The organism is Dongia sp., from assembly GCF_041909655.1.
In the GTDB taxonomy this organism is placed as follows: Bacteria; Pseudomonadota; Alphaproteobacteria; order Dongiales; family Dongiaceae; genus Dongia.
On the sequence record NZ_JAYRDA010000009.1, the window covers coordinates 54097 to 71724 of the forward strand.

The window sequence follows — 17628 nt, forward strand, 5'->3', positions numbered from 1 at the left end:
CGATGCGGTGCGTGACGCTTTCGGTCTCGCGCACCGCATCGGCATCGCCTCATCCGATTTCTGGCGCATGACGCCCTGGCAATTGTCGGTCGCCGCCGAGGCGCAAGGCAGTGTGATCAGCGACCGGATGCAGATTCATCTGTTTGCCAGCTGGCATGCCGGTGCCTTTGCTCGTGCCAAGAAGTTGCCGCCACTCGACAAGCTTCTGAAGGACTTTGTCCGGAACGAAAAGCCGGTCGATCCGCAGAACGCGGAAGAGCAGGGGGATGAATTGCTGCTCGCTGCGTTCATGCAAAGCGCCACCCAGACCACAAATCCGCCCAAGGTCAAATTTCGGAGACCGAAGAAATGAGCCGTCCGGTTGCGCGCCTCAGGGCCAATATCCAGGCCGACATCGCGCAGTTCCAGACGAACCTGAATCGCGCCCGTGCGGACCTTGCGCGGACCGTGCGGAGCATGAAGGCAATGCTCGGCAAGATGGATCGGGACTTTACCGGACTGGGCCGGTCGATGCAGCGGGTGGCGGATATCAGCGGTCAATTGCGCGGCGCGCTGGCCACGATCGGAATCGGTCTCGGCCTCAGGGAAGTAGTTGGGGCCCTGGTCGATGCTGGGCTCAAATTCGACCGCCTCAACACGCAGCTTGAGTTTGTCACTGGGAGTGTGACCGCCGCGTCGCAGGAATATGACTACCTGCGCAAGGTGACCAATGAACTCGGCCTGGAGTTCGACAGCACCGCGACGGCCTATGCCAAGTTCGCCGCGGCGGCCAAGGGGACGGCGATTGAGGGCCAGGGCACGCGGGACGTGTTCGAAGCGGTTGCCAAGGCGGCGACGGTTATGCAGCTGTCGGCGGACGACACCAGCGCCATCTTCCTGGCGCTGAGCCAGGCGCTGGCGAAGGGCAAGCTCTCGTCCGAGGAATTCCGGCAGCAGATGGGCGAGCGGCTGCCGATCGCGCTCGGTGTCGCGTCCCGGGCGCTCGGTGTTACCGAAGCTGAATTCACCAAGCTGCTGGAGAGCGGCGGAATTATCACCAGCGAGTTCCTGCCGAAATTCGCGGCACAGATGGAGAAGGAAGTCGGCGATGCCGCGGTGAAAGCCGCGGCGTCTGCCAGCGCAGAAATCAACCGTTTGAAAAATGCCTGGAGCGAGTTGCTGGCGACCGTGTCGTCAAGCGAGGTCACGGGTATCATGGCGCGGGGCCTGTCGCGCTTTACCGAGGATGCCACGGCGGCGTGGCGGGCGCTGGAGAGGCTGACGCTGGGCGTCGATACCGGCAATGTCACGGCCGTGACGGCGGAGATCGGACGGCTCTATGAAGAGCTAGACGGCCTCAACAGCAAGGTCGGCGACCCGTGGCATAACCAGTCGCAGGTGCTGCAGAACATTGAGCTGACGAAACAGAAGCTGGTCGAGCTGATCGAGGTCCGGGCTCGCCTGCAAAGCGATGCTTACAAACCGGAAGGCAATAATGGCCCGCCGCCATCAGGCGGCACCGACAAGGAAGCGGAGAAGGCGGCGGAGCGGGTCGCTGACCGCATCCAGAACCTGCAATTCCAGCTGGCGCAGTTGAGCCGCACCGAGATCGACCAACAAATTGCGAGCAATCTGCAGGGGATCAAGCCGACGCCGGAACAGGCGACGATGATCGCGCAACTGACGCGCGAGATCGAGGCCTTCAAGGCGGTGGCGGCGGCCGACGATGCTGCTCTCGACCGGGCGGTCGCGCTGATGAATGACGGCATCAAGGCCAGTGAAGAGCAGGCAAAGGCCATCGCCGGGATCTATGAAGCGACGCGCACGCCGGCCGAGGCCTACGCGCTGGAGGTCGAGCGGCTCAAGGATCTGCTGGGTGGATCGGCTGAGAATCAGGATCTACTCAACCGGGCACTGGCGCAGGCGAAGACCGAATTCGACAAGGCGAGCGAGGGCAGTACCGAGTTTCGCGATATAGCGCGCGACGCCGCGGGGACGCTGTTCACCGGATTCGGCGAGGCGGTGGTGGAAGCCGAGAACCTCAACGAGGCGTTGGGCGATATCGTCAAGACGCTGGCCAAGATGGTGGTCAACCGCACAGCCGGCTTGGCACTCGACAGCCTCTTCAACTGGATCATGCCGACGAAGGCGACCGGCGGTCCCGGCAGCGGCATGACGCTTGTCGGCGAGCGGGGGCCGGAGTTGGTGAACTTGCCGATGGGCTCCTATGTCAATCCGGCATCGCGGACCAGCGGCATGATGCGGCAGATGGTGGGTGGCGACCAGATCGGCGCGCCGGGGTCGATCGTGATGAACAACACCATCAACATCAACGGTGCCGGCACGAAGCAACAGAACCAAGACATGGCCGAGCAGATGTCGGGCGAGCTCCAACGCCTGGCCAAGCGGGTGATGCGCGAAGAGATCGGCAATCAACAGCGGGTCGGCGGGCTGTCCAATCCGGTGGCCGCCGGTTTCGGTAGGGTGTAGGGCGATGCCATTTCCCGTCTGGACGCCTCTGGCGGTGCCGCAGCTTGGCAGCGATTTTCAACTGGACGAAAAGGTGCTGGAAAATTCCTATGGCGACGGCATCAGCCAGGCGGCGGCGGATGGCCTCAATGCGCAGTTCTGGTCCGGTACGTTGATCTGGCGGCTGATTCAGCCGGTGGCCTATCAAGCGCTGCTCGCCCATTTCGCGACCGTGGGCCGGCATGAGCCGTTCCTTTGGCTGAAGCCGGGCGAGATTGCCCTGCGGCAATGGCGCTTTTCCTCGGCGCTCAGCGAGGCGCAGGTCAAGAAACTGCCCAACGGTCTGCGCTTCTATTCGACCAGCATCGGTATCAAGGAAAGCTTCGAGGTCGGTTGAGACATGCCCCTTGCCGCCGATCTTCAGAGCACGTCGCCGGGGGCGTTCGTGTCGCTCTATCAGCTTGACCTCACCGATCTCGGCGGCACCGTCGTCTATTTCACGCCGATGACGCGGGCGCTGGGCAATGGCGAATATGGACTGGTGGCCTATGGCGGCATTGAATACGTCCCGCTGGCAATCCGCATCAGCGGCATCGAGAAGTCGGCAGACGGGGCGATGGCAAGGCCGCGCATCGAGATTTCGAACATCACCAAGCAGGCCTCGGTGCTGATCCGGGACTATCAGAATTTGAAGCGGGCCAAGGTGACCCGCATCCGCACCATGGCGCAATATCTGGATCACGGCGAAAGCCCCGATCCGGACGATCACTTTCCCGCCGAGCAATGGGTGGTGGCACGCAAGGTCGAGCACAACCGCATTCGGGCTGTCTTTGAGTTGCGGGCGCCGATCGACCTCGAGGGCCAGTTCATCCCCAAGCGCACGGTCTTGCGCATGTGCACGGCGCGCTATCGGCGGCGTGTGGGCCCCAGCTGGGTCTATGACGACAGCGAAATGGCCTGTCCCTATAGCGGCAGCGCGATGTTCAACGAGCGCAACGAGCCGGTGACCAATCCGGCGCTGGATAAGTGCAGCTTCAACCAGGTGGGTTGCGAGCGCCGTTTCGGCGAGAACGCACCGCTGCCGATCTTTGCATTGCTGATGGCCGGTAGGGTGAGGTGATGTTCGATCGCAGCGTGACCGCCGCCGCCCAAGCGCATGGACTTGCCGAATATCCGCGCGAGGCCTGCGGCCTAGTGGTAGACGGCGAGTATCGCCCTTGCGTCAACGCGGCGGCCGATCCTGAAAAGGGCTTCGAGATTGCCGCTGCGGTGATCTCGGCCTATGGCGACAACATCATGGGCGTGATCCACAGCCACCCGCATGACTGGCCGGTGCCGACGGCCAAGGATATGCGGCAGCAGCAGGCAATGGATGTTCCCTGGGGCATCTATGCCATCGATCTGCCGCGCGATGAAGCACGCCAGATCCGGAAGGATGTGAAGGCACCCGATCACCTGTTCGCCACGCCCGTGATTTGGTTCGGGCGGCAGGTGCCAAAAGGCCCGCTCTATACATCGCCGGGGAGGCCCGCGCGCGGGTTCTGTCATGGCCAGACCGATTGCGTGTCGTCGGTTCTGGACTGGCATGCGCTGCAGGGTATCGAAATGCCGGAACCACCGCGCGACTGGGAATGGTGGCTGCCGGATGAGGACGGGAAACGCGCCGATCTCTATCGCGACAATTTCGCGGCATATGGCTTTGAACGCGTCGGCGGGCCGATGATCGGCGGCGTTGCCCTGATGGCGCTGGGTGTCGAGAAGGGTCCCGACGGGCGACGCCGCAAGGTGACGGTGCCGAACCATGCCGGCGTTCTGATCGAGGATGATCTGTTCCTGCACCATCTCACCGGCCGCGATCCGGTTGATCCCGGCCGGCTTTCCGCGCGTGAGCCGTTCGGGTTGTGGCGCGACGCCAGCAATGTGCCGGTGATCTGGGTCCGGCATCGCGATCTGCCCCTGAAGGGCCTGAAGAGGCTGATCTGATGACCAGCATTGCCATCCATCTGCACGGGGCCGCCAGGCGCAAGTTCGGCGGCCCTTTTTCATTGTCAATCCGGACGCCTGAAGAGGCGCTGCGGGCGCTGATGAAGCTGGTGCCGGGTTTCCGCGATTTCATCGGTGGCAGCGACTGGAAGGTCATCAAGGGGCCGATCGGTCATGCGGTCAAACAAGGCCGCGACCTTGACGCAGAGATGCTCGGCATGCTGATGGGCTCCAAGCGCGAGCTGCATCTGGTGCCGGTCGTCGCCGGTGCCAAGCGCGGCGGCATGGGAAAGATTATCGCCGGCGTGGCGATCCTGGCACTGTCCGTGGTGACGGCGGGTGCCGCGGGCGCCTTCGCGGCAGGTGCCGCCGGCATGGCCGCCACAGTCGGCGGTGCCACGGCAGCTGCTGCCGGAAGTTTCGCCATTACCTATGCCAACATCGCGATGATCGGTGTGAGCCTGATCCTGGGTGGCCTCAGCCAACGCTTTGCACCGAGCCCGCGTATCTCCGATCCCAAGCAACGCGAGGATTCCAGCCAGAAGACCCAGAATGGTCATTTTAATGGCCCGGTCAATCTGGGTGAACTCGGGCAGGCGATCCCCATCACGATCAGTGGCCCGATTCATGGCGTGCTGGTTGGAAGTGTCGTCGGCTCCGCCGGCCTTAGCACGGAGCAGCTTTGATGGGCCTCCTTAGGCTATGGGGCGGCCCTGGCGGGTACATCCCCAAATATAACATCGGAGGTGCCAAGGGCGGCGGCAAGTCCGGCGGCAAAAAGGCGAAGGCACCAGTCACCGCGCCGGACACGCTGCGCTCGAACACGATTGCCCGTATCTTCGATATCTATTCGGAAGGCCCCTGCGGCGGGTTGGTCGACGGGTTGAAGTCGGTCTATTTCAAGATCGGCACGACGTTGACCCCAGTGATGAACGAAGATGGCTCGCTCAACATCGAGGGAGTCAGCATCGCCGAACTGTATGGTACTGCCGACCAGGCCTTCATCGCCGGCAGCCCGGCAGTGGAGGGCGAGGAAGTCGTCAGCCTGCAGTTCACGACCGAGTCGCCGGCCGTGGTCGAGATCAGCGACCCCACGCTCGATGCCATCAAGGTCAAGCTGATGTGGCCGCGCATCACCTTTGTCGACAGCAAGGGCAATGTGGTCGGCGCATCGATGGATATCGCGATCGATGTGCAATCCTTCGGTGGCAGCTATATCGAAGTGCGTCGCGACCAGTTCAGCGGCAAAACCGAAACCGCCTATGAGCGGGAATATCTGATCCATCTGCCACCTGGCGGCGCGCCCTGGACCGTGCGCTGCCGTCGCAACGAACCGGATTCGAGCGGCCTTCGCAACTACGATTCCTTCTGGTCGAGCTATACGGCGATCATCTGGGCGAAGCAGACCTATCCCTGGCTGGCAGGCATCCATACCACGGTCGACGCCAAGCAGTTCGGGGAGGATATCGCGGGCCGCGCCTTCCGCGTCTTTGGACGGGAATGGCAGGTGCCAACCAATTACGACCCGGTCACGCGGGAGTACGCAACCGAGGGGCCTGGCACCACAGGCGGCATCTGGGATGGTACCTTCAAGAACGAGGTCTGCGGCAATCCGGCCTGGGTGTTCTACGGCCTTGCGACCAATAAGCGGTTTGGTGCCGGTGATCTCATCGATCCATCAATGGTCGACAAATGGGAGCTCTATCGGGTCGCACAGTATTGCGATGAAATGCTGGACGATGGCAGAGGCGGGTTGGAACCGCGCTTCGAGATCAATACCCAGATCAACAGCCAGGAATCGGCAGCGCGTGTGCTGCAGATGGTGGCGGCCGCGTTCCGAGGCTTTGCCTATTGGGGGGGCGGTGACGCCCCGTTGAAGGTATGCCAGGATAGGCCACGCGATCCCAGCCGGCTGTTCTCTCGGTCGAACATCATCGGCGGTACCGTCAATGGAGAGACCGCCGACGATCTCATCCAGCATTCGGCGGCGGAGGTCAGCTATAACGACCCCGAGAACGGCATGTCGACCGAAATCGCGGTGGTGCAGGGCGATGCCGAGCTGGTGCAGAAACTGGGCTACCGGCCCTTGCAGATCGGTCCGTTCGGTAATACCAGCCACGCGCGCGCGATCCGCTTCGGCCGTTGGGCGCTGAAGGTCGAGGAATTCGACGAAACGAAAAGCTTCGCGGTCGGTATCCGGGATGCTGATACCGAGCCAGGCGAGATCGCGCTGCTGGCGGATCCGCTCGAAATGGATGTGCCCTATGGCGGCGTTGTGACGGCCGCCACTACCACCAGCATCGATCTGCATACCGCCGTCGACCTGCTGTTCGGCGAGGACTATGTGCTGACGGTGGAGATGCCGGACGGCTCGCTGCAGGAACGCGACGTCAACAATTCTTCCGGCATCACCGGCACCATCACCTGGTCCGATCCTTTGCCGGATGTGCCATTGGCCGGCGCGCAATACACCCTCAGCTGCGGCGCGGTACAGCCGCGCACGATCAACATCATGAATGTGGCGGAAGCGGAGGGGAACCGGTTCGAGATCACGGCGCAGATCTATGACCCCGCCATCCATGCCTATGTCGATAGCGGGGTGGATCTGCCACCGCGTACCTACAGCCTGATGCCGACCGGGCCACTGGGCGTGCCGCAGAACCTCAACGTGACCGGCTGGCTGTCGCGCAACGGACCCAGCCCTGTGGTGGGTGCTATCTTCAGCTGGACGCCGGCCCCAGATGCGCGCGTGACCGAATTCGAGATCGAGATCCAGCCGCCAGGCCATCCGGGCTTCACGATCGCCGACCGCATCGATGGGGTAAGCTATAGCCTCACCGACATCGATACAGGGGTGGTCAGTTTCCGCGTGCGCGGCATCGACGGGATCGGCCGCCGGAGCGCCTGGGCATTGTTTAGCGGGGCGGTGGCGCCGTTGGGCGATCGGCCGGCGGATGTTGAGAACTTCACCATCTCGGCACTGGGTAACACAGCAACCGGGCGGTGGGATAAGGGGCTCGATTATGACATCGATCACTGGTGGATCAAATTCCAGCCGGTGACCTCCGGTGCCTCATGGGAATCGGCGATTGACCTTGAACTCGACGCCAGGGTGAGCCCGTTCCAGATGCCGGCCATGGTCGGTACCTATCTCATCAAGGCGGTGGACATTCTGGGGCAGGAAAGCCTCAACGCCACCAGCGTCGTCAATCTTTCCGGCGGCCTCACCTATTTCAACGTCGAAGAACTGCTGGTCGAGGATCCGCTGTTCGATGGCGTCATGGTGGGTATGGAATATGACTACGATCTCGATGCGGTGGCCCTTTCACCCGGCGAGAGCGAAGGCATCTATTACTTCGCCAACCGGGTCGTCCTGGACGGCATCTATACCAGCCGCATTCTGGCGCGGATCGATGCCGGCGCGGTCAACGAAAATCAGAACATCCTCGCGGTCGCGGACATCCTTGGCTTGGAGGACTGGTTCGGCGCAGCGGCCGGGTCGTGGTCGGCGGAGATGCAGTACCGCATCACCATGTCGGACCCCAATGACAGCCCGGCCGATTGGTCCAACTGGCTGCCGGTCTTTGTCGGCGATGTGACCTTCTATGCGATCGAGTTCCGCGTCATCGTCCGGCGCCATGCGGAGGGCATCAAGCCCTATGTCATCGTCCTGCGCGTAAATATCGACATGCCGGATATCGACTATGGCGGGTTGGATGTCGAGGTGCCGGATACCGGGCTGACGGTCGCCTTCCCCTTTGCCTATCGATCGCTGAAGGCCCTCAGCGTGACGCCGCGCGATCTAGCGACCGGTGAGAAGATCGACCTAGTCAGCCAGACAAATACCGATTTCACGCTCTATGTGCGCGATGCCGGCGGCACGCCTGTCGCCGGCCGTCATATCAACTGGGACTCGGCCGGCTGGGGCCGCCTGGTCGTCATCACCTGACAAGAGAGAATCATGAGCCAGGATTACGATATTCCGCTGGTCGGCACGTTCGACGGTGCCGAGTACGCCGCGAAGATCAAAAACACGGTCGACGCTATCCTGTCGTCGCATATCGGCGCCGCCCGGCCGACCTATGCCGAGCAAGGCACTTTCTGGGCGAAGTATGTCAACAGCACGACGATCGAGTTCTATTTCTTCGATGGTACCAGCGACATCCTGGTCGCGATCTTCAATCCGACATCGCATGCGCTCACCACCCTTGCCATCCCGAACAATGGCGTGCCGTTGGGCAAGATCGCCCAGATCAACACGGCACGGCTTCTTGGCCGGGCCACGGCCGGGAGCGGCGACGTTGAAGCACTGACGATGGCGCAGGTGGCGGCACTCCTGCCGGCCTTCGGGGGAGATAGCGGCGCCGGCGGTGTGCAGGGCCTGGTGCCGGCGCCCGGTGCCGGTGATGCGGCGGCGGGATATATCCTGCATGCCGATGGCAGTTGGGGACCGCCGGGGAGCGGCGTGCCCGCGGGTATCGTTGCGTGGACAGGTGCAGCTTCAGCCCCGCTCGGTTGGATTTTTGGTTACGGGCAAGAAATCAGCCGATCCGGCTATGCCGCCCTCTTCGCGGAATACGGTACGACCCACGGCGCCGGCAATGGCACCACGACCTTCCGCGTGCCCGATCTGCGCGGCGTGACCATCGCGGGCAAGGATGACATGGGCGGCGTTGCCGCCGGTCGCCTCACCAATCCTTCAACGACAATTGGCGGGATCGACGGCAGCGTATTGGGCGCCATTGGCGGTGCGGAAACGCATAGCCTGACCGCCAATCAGAACGGTCCACATACCCACCCTGCAGGTGTTGCGACAAGCAACGGTTCGGCTGGCGCCGGACCTGGCGCCACCAATAGCACGACCGGTGTTTCAGGTGCTGGCCACGGCCACAACAACGTGCAGCCGACCATCATCCTCAACGGCATCATCAAAACCTGAAGGGCCTCCGCATGCGCGTCACCATCATTCCGGGCGAGAATTCCGTCGAGATCGACGGCCGCCGGGTTTTCGTCGATCTCAGCCAGCTGCTGGCCAGCACAATGCAGGTGCAGTGGTTCGGCCAGAACGGCATTCACCAGGCGCCGCCGGTGGACGGCGAGGAAGGTCCGGTCGAGCGCCTGACCAGCCTTGCCCCGTATCAACCCTATATCGATGCGGCGCTGACCGAGATCGCACGTCTCGACACGCCGCCCCCGGTAACAATCGAGGCGCTGCGGCATTCGTCGTCGGCGCTGGTCGATGCCGAGGCAGGCAAGGCGCGGTCGCGTTTCATCACGGTCACCGCAGGGCAGGAGATGACCTATCTTGAGAAGGTCACCCAAGCCCGGGCCTTCGGCGCGGATGAGGATCCGGATGTGGAGGATTATCCGCTGCTCGCGGGTGAGGTCGGCATCACCGGCGATAGCCTGACCGAAGTAGCTGGTGTGATCCTCGGCCGATACGCGCAGTGGCAGCAGATCGGTGCCGTCATCGAACAACGTCGCCTTGCGGCCAAGCGCGATATCGCTCTGGCGGAAACGCCGGAAGCAATCGCGGCAATTCTCGCGGCCCTGGCCTGGCCGATGCCTGACTGAGTCGCGGTGCAACTGAAGGGGGCGGGAATGAACAGTCACGAAGAGAATGTGGCGATCGGCAAGATGGCGGTTGCCGCTGGCGGCGCCACGCTCTACGGCCTGACGCTTAATGAATGGGTGGCGATTGTCACCATCATCTACATCGTGGCGCAGGCCATACTGCTCATCCCGAAATACGTGGCAATGTTCCGCGCCTGGCGCAATCGCCGCGCCGGAAAGGTGGTTCTGCCGCTGGCGGACGAAGACCCGCGGCCGTGAATCGCTTCAAGCGCGCTGGCGCGGCATTCGCCTTCCTCATCGCCATCCTGGGCGGGTATGAGGGCCTGCGCCTTACTGGCTATCTCGATATTGCAGGGATCCCAACCTATTGCTATGGCAAGACCGGGCCAGAAGCCGTGGTCGGCAAGATCTATCCGCAGGATCTCTGCGAGAAGCTGCTGACCGATGAGGGCTACAAGGTCTGGGAAGCCGTCGACCGCCGCGTCAAATCGAAGATGACGCCGTGGCAATGGGTCGCTCTCGCTAGTCTGGTCTACAACATCGGCGACGGCGCCTTCGCGAAATCAACCGTGTTGCGCTTGGCCAATGCCGGCGACTGGGTCGGCGCCTGCAATGCCATCCTGGCGTGGAACAAGATCACCGATCCGAGAACAGGCAAAAAGGTGGTGAGCAAGGGTCTCGCCAACCGTCGCGCATCCGAGCGCCTGATCTGCCTCGGCTATGCCTGGGATGCCGATTTCTCGCCAAACCACCGCCCCATCATGAGCCGATAGGAGATTTCATGCTGAAAGCAATCGGCATCGCCATGCTGGCGGGCCTTGTCATCGGTGGCAGCGTCATCTGGTTCGTGCGCGGGCGCGAGATCACCGGCCTCGAGGACAGCCTAACGGCCGCGCATGAGCGCCTCGCCGGTTGGGTGAAGGGAAATGAAGATCTGAGCCGTGCCAATGCGCGCATGAATACCCAGATCGACGCCTTCAGGACCGATTGGCAGAACAGCCGCCAGGAGGCGGAGCAGATTCGCGCGACGCTGGACGGCCTCGCGCGGCAACATCAGCGCGAGATCGCGCGCATTCTGGAAAGGGGCCGAGATGCGAACCTTGATCCTGCTGCCATTGCTCTTGACGGGCTTGGCGAGCTTGAGCGCCTGCGCTGCCAACGAACTTCCGCCACCGCCGCCGCCTGTTGAAACCCGCCTTGTCGAGGTGCCGCTCGACCCCGCCCTCACGGCGGAAGCAGCGCGGCCGGCGACCGAGGAAGCAAAGGCCGCATTGGTGGGCACACTGCCGCAAATGGTCGTCGCGATCCTGCTGAGCTACATCTTCCGGCAGGACATGGTGATCGCCGACTACGAGGCCCGCATGGCCTGCATTCGTGCGCGCCAGGCGGGGAAGGCGTGCAGCGCCCCGGCCATTCCGCCAGCGCAGGAACCGGAACCTGCCTCGCCGCCATAATCGCCTGCACGGCAATGCCCCCGCGCCGGCGGGGGCGAGAGGTGCTTCCAACACCCCTCGCTGCGTGAGCTAACACGCTAAGCCACAGATCGGCCGCCCTGCGGCCTACCCCGCACCCCCGAGGGGCGGGATTGTCTTAGCGTGGAGCGCGACAAAAATGGACTCAAATTCCCATCGTCCGGTTTCGCCGGTCGATCCCATCGCCCCCTGGCTGGGCGGCAAGCGCCACCTGGCGCAGCATATCGCCGGCCTTATCGGCGGCATCCCCCACGTTACTTATGTCGAGCCGTTCATAGGCATGGCCGGCGTGTTCCTACGCCGGCCACATGCTGCTCCGGCCGAGGTCATCAACGACATCAACCGTGATCTGGTGACGCTTTACCGGGTGGCGCAGCGGCATCCTGCGGCACTTGCCGAATGCTTCAATCAATGGATTCTCGCCAGCCGCCTTGCCTTCGATCAGGCGAAGGTAACGCCGCCCGAGATCCTGACCGATGTCGAGCGCGCGGCGCGCTTCCTCTATCTGCAGCGCCTGGGATTCGGCGGGAAGCCACGCAGCCCGACGTTCGGCGTCGATCCTAAGAACGGCAGCCGCCTTCGCCTGCGCCAACTCATCCGGCAGATCGATGTGCTGCATCGCCGCCTCGAGGACGTGACGATCGAATGCCTGCCCTGGTTCGAGGTGATCGCGCGCTATGACCAGCCGGGGACGCTATTCTATCTCGATCCGCCTTATTGGGGCGGCGAGAGCGATTACGGCAAGGACATCTTCGCGCGCCGTGATTTCACGCGTCTGGCGGAGGTTCTGCGCGGCATCGAAGGCCGTTTCATTCTCAGCATCAACGATGTGCCGGAAGTCCGCACGCTCTTCGCCGGGTTTGCGATCGCCGAGCATAGGGTGACATATACGATCGGCCGTCACGCGGCCACGGAATCACCCGAGCTCATCGTAACTGACGGGAAGGGTGCGAGCGCCGGGCCGCTGTTTGGGTAACGCCGCGTGATTCGCCTGCACGCTACGGCGCAGTGGTTGACGTCAAGCAATCTTTAACCTTGATGGAACAGGATGCGCGTGAGAGCGTTGTCCAAAGGAAAACGGCGCCCGGAATCACTTCCGAGCGCCGCTCCACCTACCTACCAAGAAGTGTCGTTGGGGAACTACTTCTTCTTGGTCGGCACCTTGATGGTCTCAACAACCGCACCTTCGCGGTCACGCTGAGCTTCCTTGACCGGGATGAACTGGCCAGTGCCAGCATCGCGACCAATCTTCCGGGTAGAAGCCATGGTATGGCCCTTTCCTTGGAAGAGCGGTAGAAGCCGCTCGCTCCGGTTGCGCCCTTTGCGCCCCGCCGGTTTCAGGGCCTCAAGGGTCTACCGGTCGACTCGGCACCGCAAGGTCAAGTGTGGGGATTTGCATGAATCGAGTCTAGGGGTATTGCGACCCCCGACTTGGGGAGCGACTCACACATCTAGAGCCCCGCTCTGGCCTCGGCCATGGCGGGGCTCTTTTTGCGTTTTTCGCTACCGCTCACGGGCCCGCATCCGCTCGTAGGCGTCATGATGGTGCCTGGCATCGCGCGGTCGCGGCCTCGCACCTTTGAAAAGCCACCCCGGATGCTCGGCATCGACGGCGTTGATGATGGCGATGGTCACGGCGAGAACTTCACCGTCTTTGGCCCCCGGATGCAGCGCACGGTAGGCGATTTTGGCCGCGTCGGAGGCTGCGGAATAGGGCAGTCCATTCTCGGCATGCTCATGGAAAGCCCGTTTGAAGGCCCGCGCCACGGCACGGGCTGTCGGCCGATCGAAGTGGGAAAGAGGCAGGTTGGCACGGTCGGTCATGGCGCCGGATATGGCTGATTTTGATCAGCCCAGCGTAGCGCCGTCGCGGTGAAACATCACCGGAACATTTTCCCCACACGTTCCCCACAAACTCGGCGGTGTTCTGCGTTTGTTGGCGGACATCTTCCGCAATTGCGAAGAGTCGAAGTGCTGATTTTAAAGGGAAAATGGTGCCGCCGAGAGGAATCGAACCTCCGACCCCGTCCTTACCAAGGACGTGCTCTACCCCTGAGCTACGACGGCGCCGTTTAGAGCTTCTGGTGAGGGGGCTTGGGTGAGGCCCGGTGAAGCGGCGCGGAACATGCCAGATGGGACCTGGGATGGCAAGACCCGAATGCCTGCCCTGAGAGGGGGCGGATATGGCCTTGGCCGGGCCCCATTTTGGCCGTAATTAAATGATGTAAATTCAGCGCGTTGCCGCGCTGGATCAGGGTTGGAAACAAGGGCTTCGGGGGATGGACGACAAGGACCGAAAGAGCAGCGGTGAACTGGGTAAAACCGGGCCAAACCCGGTCGAATCCGGCCGCCCGGCCGCGACGGAACGGCAGCAGCGCCAGGCCGCCGCCTTGCGTGCCAATCTCCGGCGCCGCAAGGAGCAGCAGCGGGGACGGCGGGCAGCCGAAGAAGCCGGGGAAGAATCCTGAGCGCCATGCTAGTTCTTGAGGCTCACGAGCCCATCCGATACAAACGGCGCGATTGCCGGGCTGTGGGGGATTCTGCCATCAGCCGGCCAAGCCGGATTTCACCAACCTTGCTTTTCTAGGGTCGAGAGGACCAGCCGCCAAATGTCGATCATGCCAGATACCTGGATCCGCGAAATGTCGCAAAAGCACGGCATGATTGAGCCCTTCGTCGAGAGCCAGAAGCGGGACGGCGTCATCTCCTACGGCGTTTCTTCCTACGGCTATGATGCGCGCGTCTCGCCCGAGTTCAAGATCTTCACCAACGTCGATTCCGCGGTGGTCGATCCGAAGGAGTTCAACCCGAAGAGCTTCGTCGACCGCGAGGCGGATGTCTGCATCATCCCGCCCAATTCCTTCGCGCTGGCGCGCACCGTCGAGTATTTCCGCGTGCCGCGCGACGTGCTGGTGATCTGCCTCGGCAAGTCGACCTATGCGCGCTGCGGCATCATCGTCAACGTGACACCGTTGGAGCCGGAATGGGAAGGCCATGTGACGCTGGAATTCTCGAACACGACGCCGCTGCCGGCCAAGATCTATGCCAATGAAGGCGCCTGCCAGTTCCTGTTCCTGAAGGGGGCCACGCCGTGCGAGACCTCGTACAAGGACCGCGCCGGCAAATATATGGGCCAGCGCGGCGTCACGCTGCCGCGCCTCTGACCGATCGGAAAGCAAGAAGATGGATCGTATCCGCATTCGTGGCGGCCGCCAGCTCAAGGGCGAAATCAGAATCAGCGGCGCCAAGAACGCGGCCCTGCCGCTGATGGCGACCTGCCTGCTGACCGATGACGAGGTGCGCCTCGACAACGTGCCGGATCTCGCCGACATCACGACGATGACCAATCTGCTGGCGCATCTGGGCGTCGAAGTGACCACCAAGCAATCCCTGAAGGAACGCTCGGTGATCCTCTCCGCCAAGGGCCTCAGCGAGACGACGGCGCCCTATGATCTGGTGCGCCGGATGCGGGCGAGCGTGCTGGTCCTGGGTCCCCTGGTGGCGCGCCATGGCGCGGCCAAGGTCTCGCTGCCCGGCGGTTGCGCCATCGGCACGCGGCCGGTCGATCTCCACATCAAGGGCCTGCAGCAATTGGGCGCCGAGATCGAACTCGATTCCGGCTATATCCTGGCCAAGGCGCCGGGTGGCCTCAGGGGCGGCGAAGTCACCTTCCCCAAGGTCTCGGTGGGTGCCACCGAAAACCTGTTGATGGCGGCGACGCTCGCCAAGGGTGAATCGCATCTCATCAACGCCGCGCGCGAACCGGAAATTGCCGATCTCGCACAATGTCTCAACGCCATGGGCGCCAAGATCGAGGGTATCGGCACCGACCATCTCAAGGTGATCGGTGTCGAGCGTCTGCATGGCTGCACGCACCGCGTCGTCGCCGATCGCATCGAAGCCGGCACCTATGCCATGGCCGCGGCGATCACCGGCGGCGAGGTCGAACTGGTGGGGCTGCATCACGATCTGATCGGTGCCGCGGCATCGACCCTGGCCCAGGCCGGCGTGTCGCTGACCGAGACGCCCAACGGCATCCTGATCAAGCGCGCCAATGGCGTGCTGTCCGGCGTCGACGTGATGACCGAGCCGTTCCCCGGTTTTCCGACCGACCTTCAGGCCCAGATGATGGCGTTGATGACCACGGCGGAGGGTGCATCGATGATTACCGAAACGATCTTCGAGAACCGCTTCATGCATGTCCCGGAACTGGCGCGCATGGGCGCCAGCATCAATGTCCACGGATCCTCGGCCATGGTGCGCGGCGTCAAGAAGCTCACGGGCGCGCCGGTGATGGCAACCGATCTTCGTGCCAGTGTCTCGCTGGTACTGGCCGGTCTCGCGGCCGAGGGCGATACTTTCCTCAACCGCGTCTATCATCTCGATCGCGGCTATGAGAAGCTGACGGCGAAACTCTCGAATTGCGGGGCTGAAATCGAGCGCCTGTCGGACGGCGCGGCGGAGTAGGGCGATGACAACCACCACCGTGACCGATTTCCGAGTCATGGCAAAGGATGCCGAGGATCTGGCCATCGTCGCGGCGTGCCTCCAGGACGCGCTCGTGCCGCTGTCCGAGATCCAGTATCTGCCGGACGAGCAGCGCTTCATCATGCTGCTCAACCGTTTCCGCTGGGAGCGTCACCCCGAAGGCCGGTCGGGCAAGGCAACAGCGAAATCGGGCGATGCCAGCTTTCGCGATGCCGACGATTATCACGATACCGAGCAGCGCATTCATTGCGGCCTCTGTGTCGACCGGGTGACCGCGGTGCGGAGCCGCGGCATCGATTTGAAGAAGCGCGGCGCCTTTCTCTCGCTCCTCACGCTGCAGGTGGATGGGCAGCAGCTCAATCTGATGTTCTCCGGCGGTGGCATCATCCAGCTCGGCATTGCGGAGATCAGTGTGTTCCTGCGCGATATGGGCGAAGGCTGGCCGACGCAATGGCGCCCCGAACATCAACTGGATAACGGCCTGGTGCGCAAATGAGCGAGGTGTTCGTTCTCGCTCTTCCCAAGGGGCGCATTCTTAAAGAAGTGCTGCCGGTTCTAAAAAAAGCCGGAATCGAGCCGGAGGCGGAATTCGCTGACGAGAACTCGCGCGCCCTCCGGTTCAAGACCAACGACCCGCGCCTCGAAATCATCCGCGTGCGCAGCTTCGACGTAGCGACCTTCGTCGCCTTCGGTGCCGCGCAATTGGGTGTCGCCGGCAACGACGTTCTCCTGGAATTCGACTATCCGGAGATCTATGCGCCGGTCGATCTCAATATCGGCCATTGCCGCCTGTCGGTCGCGGAGCCGGCCGACCTCTCGGCCACCGACGATCCCAGCCGCTGGTCGCATATCCGCGTTGCCACCAAATATCCCAACATCACCCAGGCGCATTTCGCCGCGCGCGGCGTGCAGGCGGAATGCATCAAGCTGTCCGGCGCCATGGAATTGGCGCCGACATTGGGCCTCTGCCGCCGCATCGTCGATCTGGTCTCGTCTGGCGCTACCCTGCGCGCCAACAATCTGGTCGAGATCGAGAAGATCGCCGAGGTGACCTCGCGCCTCATCGTCAACCGGACGGCCATGAAGACTTTCCCACGCGAGATCGGCGATTGGGTCGAACGCCTGCGCCGCGCCGCGGCCTGACGCGGTGACAGATCATGACGGCGGATAGCGGCGACGACCAGAAGGACAGGACCGGCCGTCTCGTCAGGATCGATCTCGACGAGAATTCCATGGCGCGCCGCTCGGACGAAGTCGACCGCGAGCGCGCCATTGCCATCTTCGACCTGCTGGAAGAGAACGAGTTCAAGCCGGCGATCGAGCATGTCGGTCCCTATCACCTGCATCTTGCCATCGAGGAAAACCGGCTGGTCTTCGACATCAAGGACGTAACGGACCAGCCGCTCTACAAATTCATCCTGTCGCTGTCGCCGTTCCGCCGCATCGTCAAAGAATATTTCGACATCTGCGAAAGCTACTACCAGGCGATCAAATCGGCTTCGCCCTCGCAGATCGAGGCAATCGATATGGGCCGGCGCGGCCTGCACGACGAAGGGTCGGAGATCCTGCGCGAACGCCTGGATGGCAAGGTCGAGGTCGATTTTAATACCGCGCGTCGGCTTTTCACGCTGATCTGCGCCCTTCACGTCAAGATGTGAGGCCG

Annotated in this window: 21 protein-coding genes, 1 tRNA gene and 1 pseudogene; 20 read left to right on the forward strand and 3 right to left on the reverse strand. The window is 62.8% G+C overall.

Annotation, left to right across the window (positions count from 1 at the left end):
• The first annotated feature begins 7 nt into the window (after positions 1-7).
• The 14 genes and pseudogenes from ACE3PR_RS17305 to ACE3PR_RS17370 all read left to right on the forward strand — a co-directional run bounded on the left by ACE3PR_RS17305 (position 8) and on the right by ACE3PR_RS17370 (position 12453).
• Complete coding sequence (locus ACE3PR_RS17305) at positions 8-352, forward strand: hypothetical protein (RefSeq protein ID WP_374374515.1); 345 nt, start codon at positions 8-10, stop codon at positions 350-352.
• A complete protein-coding gene (locus tag ACE3PR_RS17310) occupies positions 349-2469 on the forward strand; it encodes a tape measure protein (protein WP_374374517.1) in 2121 nt (706 codons plus the stop codon). The genes ACE3PR_RS17305 and ACE3PR_RS17310 overlap by 4 nt, the downstream gene beginning before the upstream one ends.
• Before the next feature lie 4 nt (positions 2470-2473).
• Positions 2474-2845, forward strand: coding sequence for a hypothetical protein (locus ACE3PR_RS17315; RefSeq protein WP_374374519.1), 372 nt, complete (start codon positions 2474-2476; stop codon positions 2843-2845).
• Positions 2846-2848: 3 nt separating this feature from the next.
• Positions 2849-3568, forward strand: a complete 720-nt coding sequence (locus ACE3PR_RS17320) for a phage minor tail protein L (RefSeq protein ID WP_374374522.1) — start codon at positions 2849-2851, stop codon at positions 3566-3568.
• Positions 3568-3834, forward strand: a pseudogene (locus tag ACE3PR_RS17325) (Mov34/MPN/PAD-1 family protein); the annotation flags it as partial. The gene ACE3PR_RS17320 and the pseudogene ACE3PR_RS17325, both read left to right, overlap by 1 nt.
• A 596-nt stretch (positions 3835-4430) precedes the next feature.
• On the forward strand, positions 4431-5117 hold the full coding sequence (locus ACE3PR_RS17330) for a hypothetical protein (protein WP_374374525.1): 687 nt from the start codon (positions 4431-4433) through the stop codon (positions 5115-5117).
• Positions 5117-8380, forward strand: coding sequence for a host specificity protein J (locus ACE3PR_RS17335; protein ID WP_374374528.1), 3264 nt, complete (start codon positions 5117-5119; stop codon positions 8378-8380). The genes ACE3PR_RS17330 and ACE3PR_RS17335 overlap by 1 nt, the downstream gene beginning before the upstream one ends.
• A 12-nt stretch (positions 8381-8392) precedes the next feature.
• Positions 8393-9370, forward strand: a complete 978-nt coding sequence (locus ACE3PR_RS17340; RefSeq protein ID WP_374374530.1) for a phage tail protein — start codon at positions 8393-8395, stop codon at positions 9368-9370.
• 11 nt (positions 9371-9381) lie between these two features.
• Positions 9382-10005, forward strand: a complete 624-nt coding sequence (locus tag ACE3PR_RS17345; RefSeq protein ID WP_374374533.1) for a hypothetical protein — start codon at positions 9382-9384, stop codon at positions 10003-10005.
• 27 nt (positions 10006-10032) lie between these two features.
• Positions 10033-10263 (forward strand): hypothetical protein, encoded by a 231-nt coding sequence (locus ACE3PR_RS17350; RefSeq protein ID WP_374374534.1) that lies wholly within the window; start codon positions 10033-10035, stop codon positions 10261-10263.
• A complete protein-coding gene (locus ACE3PR_RS17355; protein ID WP_374374536.1) occupies positions 10260-10778 on the forward strand; it encodes a lysozyme in 519 nt (172 codons plus the stop codon). The genes ACE3PR_RS17350 and ACE3PR_RS17355 overlap by 4 nt, the downstream gene beginning before the upstream one ends.
• Positions 10779-10786: 8 nt before the next feature.
• Positions 10787-11194, forward strand: a complete 408-nt coding sequence (locus ACE3PR_RS17360; RefSeq protein ID WP_374374537.1) for a hypothetical protein — start codon at positions 10787-10789, stop codon at positions 11192-11194.
• A gap of 16 nt (positions 11195-11210) precedes the next feature.
• The gene (locus ACE3PR_RS17365; RefSeq protein WP_374374539.1) at positions 11211-11459 is read left to right on the forward strand and encodes a hypothetical protein; all 249 of its coding nucleotides are present in this window, start codon (positions 11211-11213) and stop codon (positions 11457-11459) included.
• 157 nt (positions 11460-11616) lie between these two features.
• Positions 11617-12453: a DNA adenine methylase gene (locus ACE3PR_RS17370; RefSeq protein ID WP_374374540.1), complete on the forward strand. Its 837-nt coding sequence runs from the start codon at positions 11617-11619 to the stop codon at positions 12451-12453.
• A 164-nt stretch (positions 12454-12617) separates the two neighbouring features.
• Here the strand turns inward: ACE3PR_RS17370 and ACE3PR_RS17375 are convergent, their stop codons facing one another.
• The 3 genes from ACE3PR_RS17375 to ACE3PR_RS17385 all read right to left on the reverse strand — a co-directional run bounded on the left by ACE3PR_RS17375 (position 12618) and on the right by ACE3PR_RS17385 (position 13544).
• Entirely contained in the window at positions 12618-12743 is a 126-nt protein-coding gene (locus ACE3PR_RS17375) for a hypothetical protein (protein WP_374374543.1), read from the reverse strand.
• A 237-nt stretch (positions 12744-12980) separates the two neighbouring features.
• Positions 12981-13301, reverse strand: a complete 321-nt coding sequence (locus ACE3PR_RS17380; protein ID WP_374374544.1) for a hypothetical protein — start codon at positions 13299-13301, stop codon at positions 12981-12983.
• A gap of 168 nt (positions 13302-13469) precedes the next feature.
• A tRNA-Thr gene (locus ACE3PR_RS17385) sits at positions 13470-13544 on the reverse strand.
• A gap of 212 nt (positions 13545-13756) precedes the next feature.
• On the opposite strand from ACE3PR_RS17385, the gene ACE3PR_RS17390 reads away from it, so the two are divergent.
• From ACE3PR_RS17390 to ACE3PR_RS17415, 6 genes are all read left to right on the forward strand, one after another.
• Positions 13757-13945, forward strand: coding sequence for a hypothetical protein (locus ACE3PR_RS17390; RefSeq protein ID WP_374374546.1), 189 nt, complete (start codon positions 13757-13759; stop codon positions 13943-13945).
• Between the two features lie 141 nt (positions 13946-14086).
• A complete protein-coding gene (gene dcd, locus ACE3PR_RS17395) occupies positions 14087-14641 on the forward strand; it encodes a dCTP deaminase (protein WP_320501796.1) in 555 nt (184 codons plus the stop codon).
• A gap of 19 nt (positions 14642-14660) precedes the next feature.
• Positions 14661-15944: a UDP-N-acetylglucosamine 1-carboxyvinyltransferase gene (gene murA / locus ACE3PR_RS17400; RefSeq protein WP_374374548.1), complete on the forward strand. Its 1284-nt coding sequence runs from the start codon at positions 14661-14663 to the stop codon at positions 15942-15944.
• Between the two features lie 4 nt (positions 15945-15948).
• The gene (locus ACE3PR_RS17405) at positions 15949-16461 is read left to right on the forward strand and encodes a DUF2948 family protein (RefSeq protein ID WP_374374549.1); all 513 of its coding nucleotides are present in this window, start codon (positions 15949-15951) and stop codon (positions 16459-16461) included.
• Positions 16458-17108 (forward strand): ATP phosphoribosyltransferase, encoded by a 651-nt coding sequence (gene hisG, locus ACE3PR_RS17410; protein WP_374374552.1) that lies wholly within the window; start codon positions 16458-16460, stop codon positions 17106-17108. Before ACE3PR_RS17405 ends, hisG begins: the two co-directional genes overlap by 4 nt.
• Before the next feature lie 14 nt (positions 17109-17122).
• A complete protein-coding gene (locus ACE3PR_RS17415; protein WP_374374555.1) occupies positions 17123-17623 on the forward strand; it encodes a UPF0262 family protein in 501 nt (166 codons plus the stop codon).
• Positions 17624-17628: the final 5 nt, after the last annotated feature.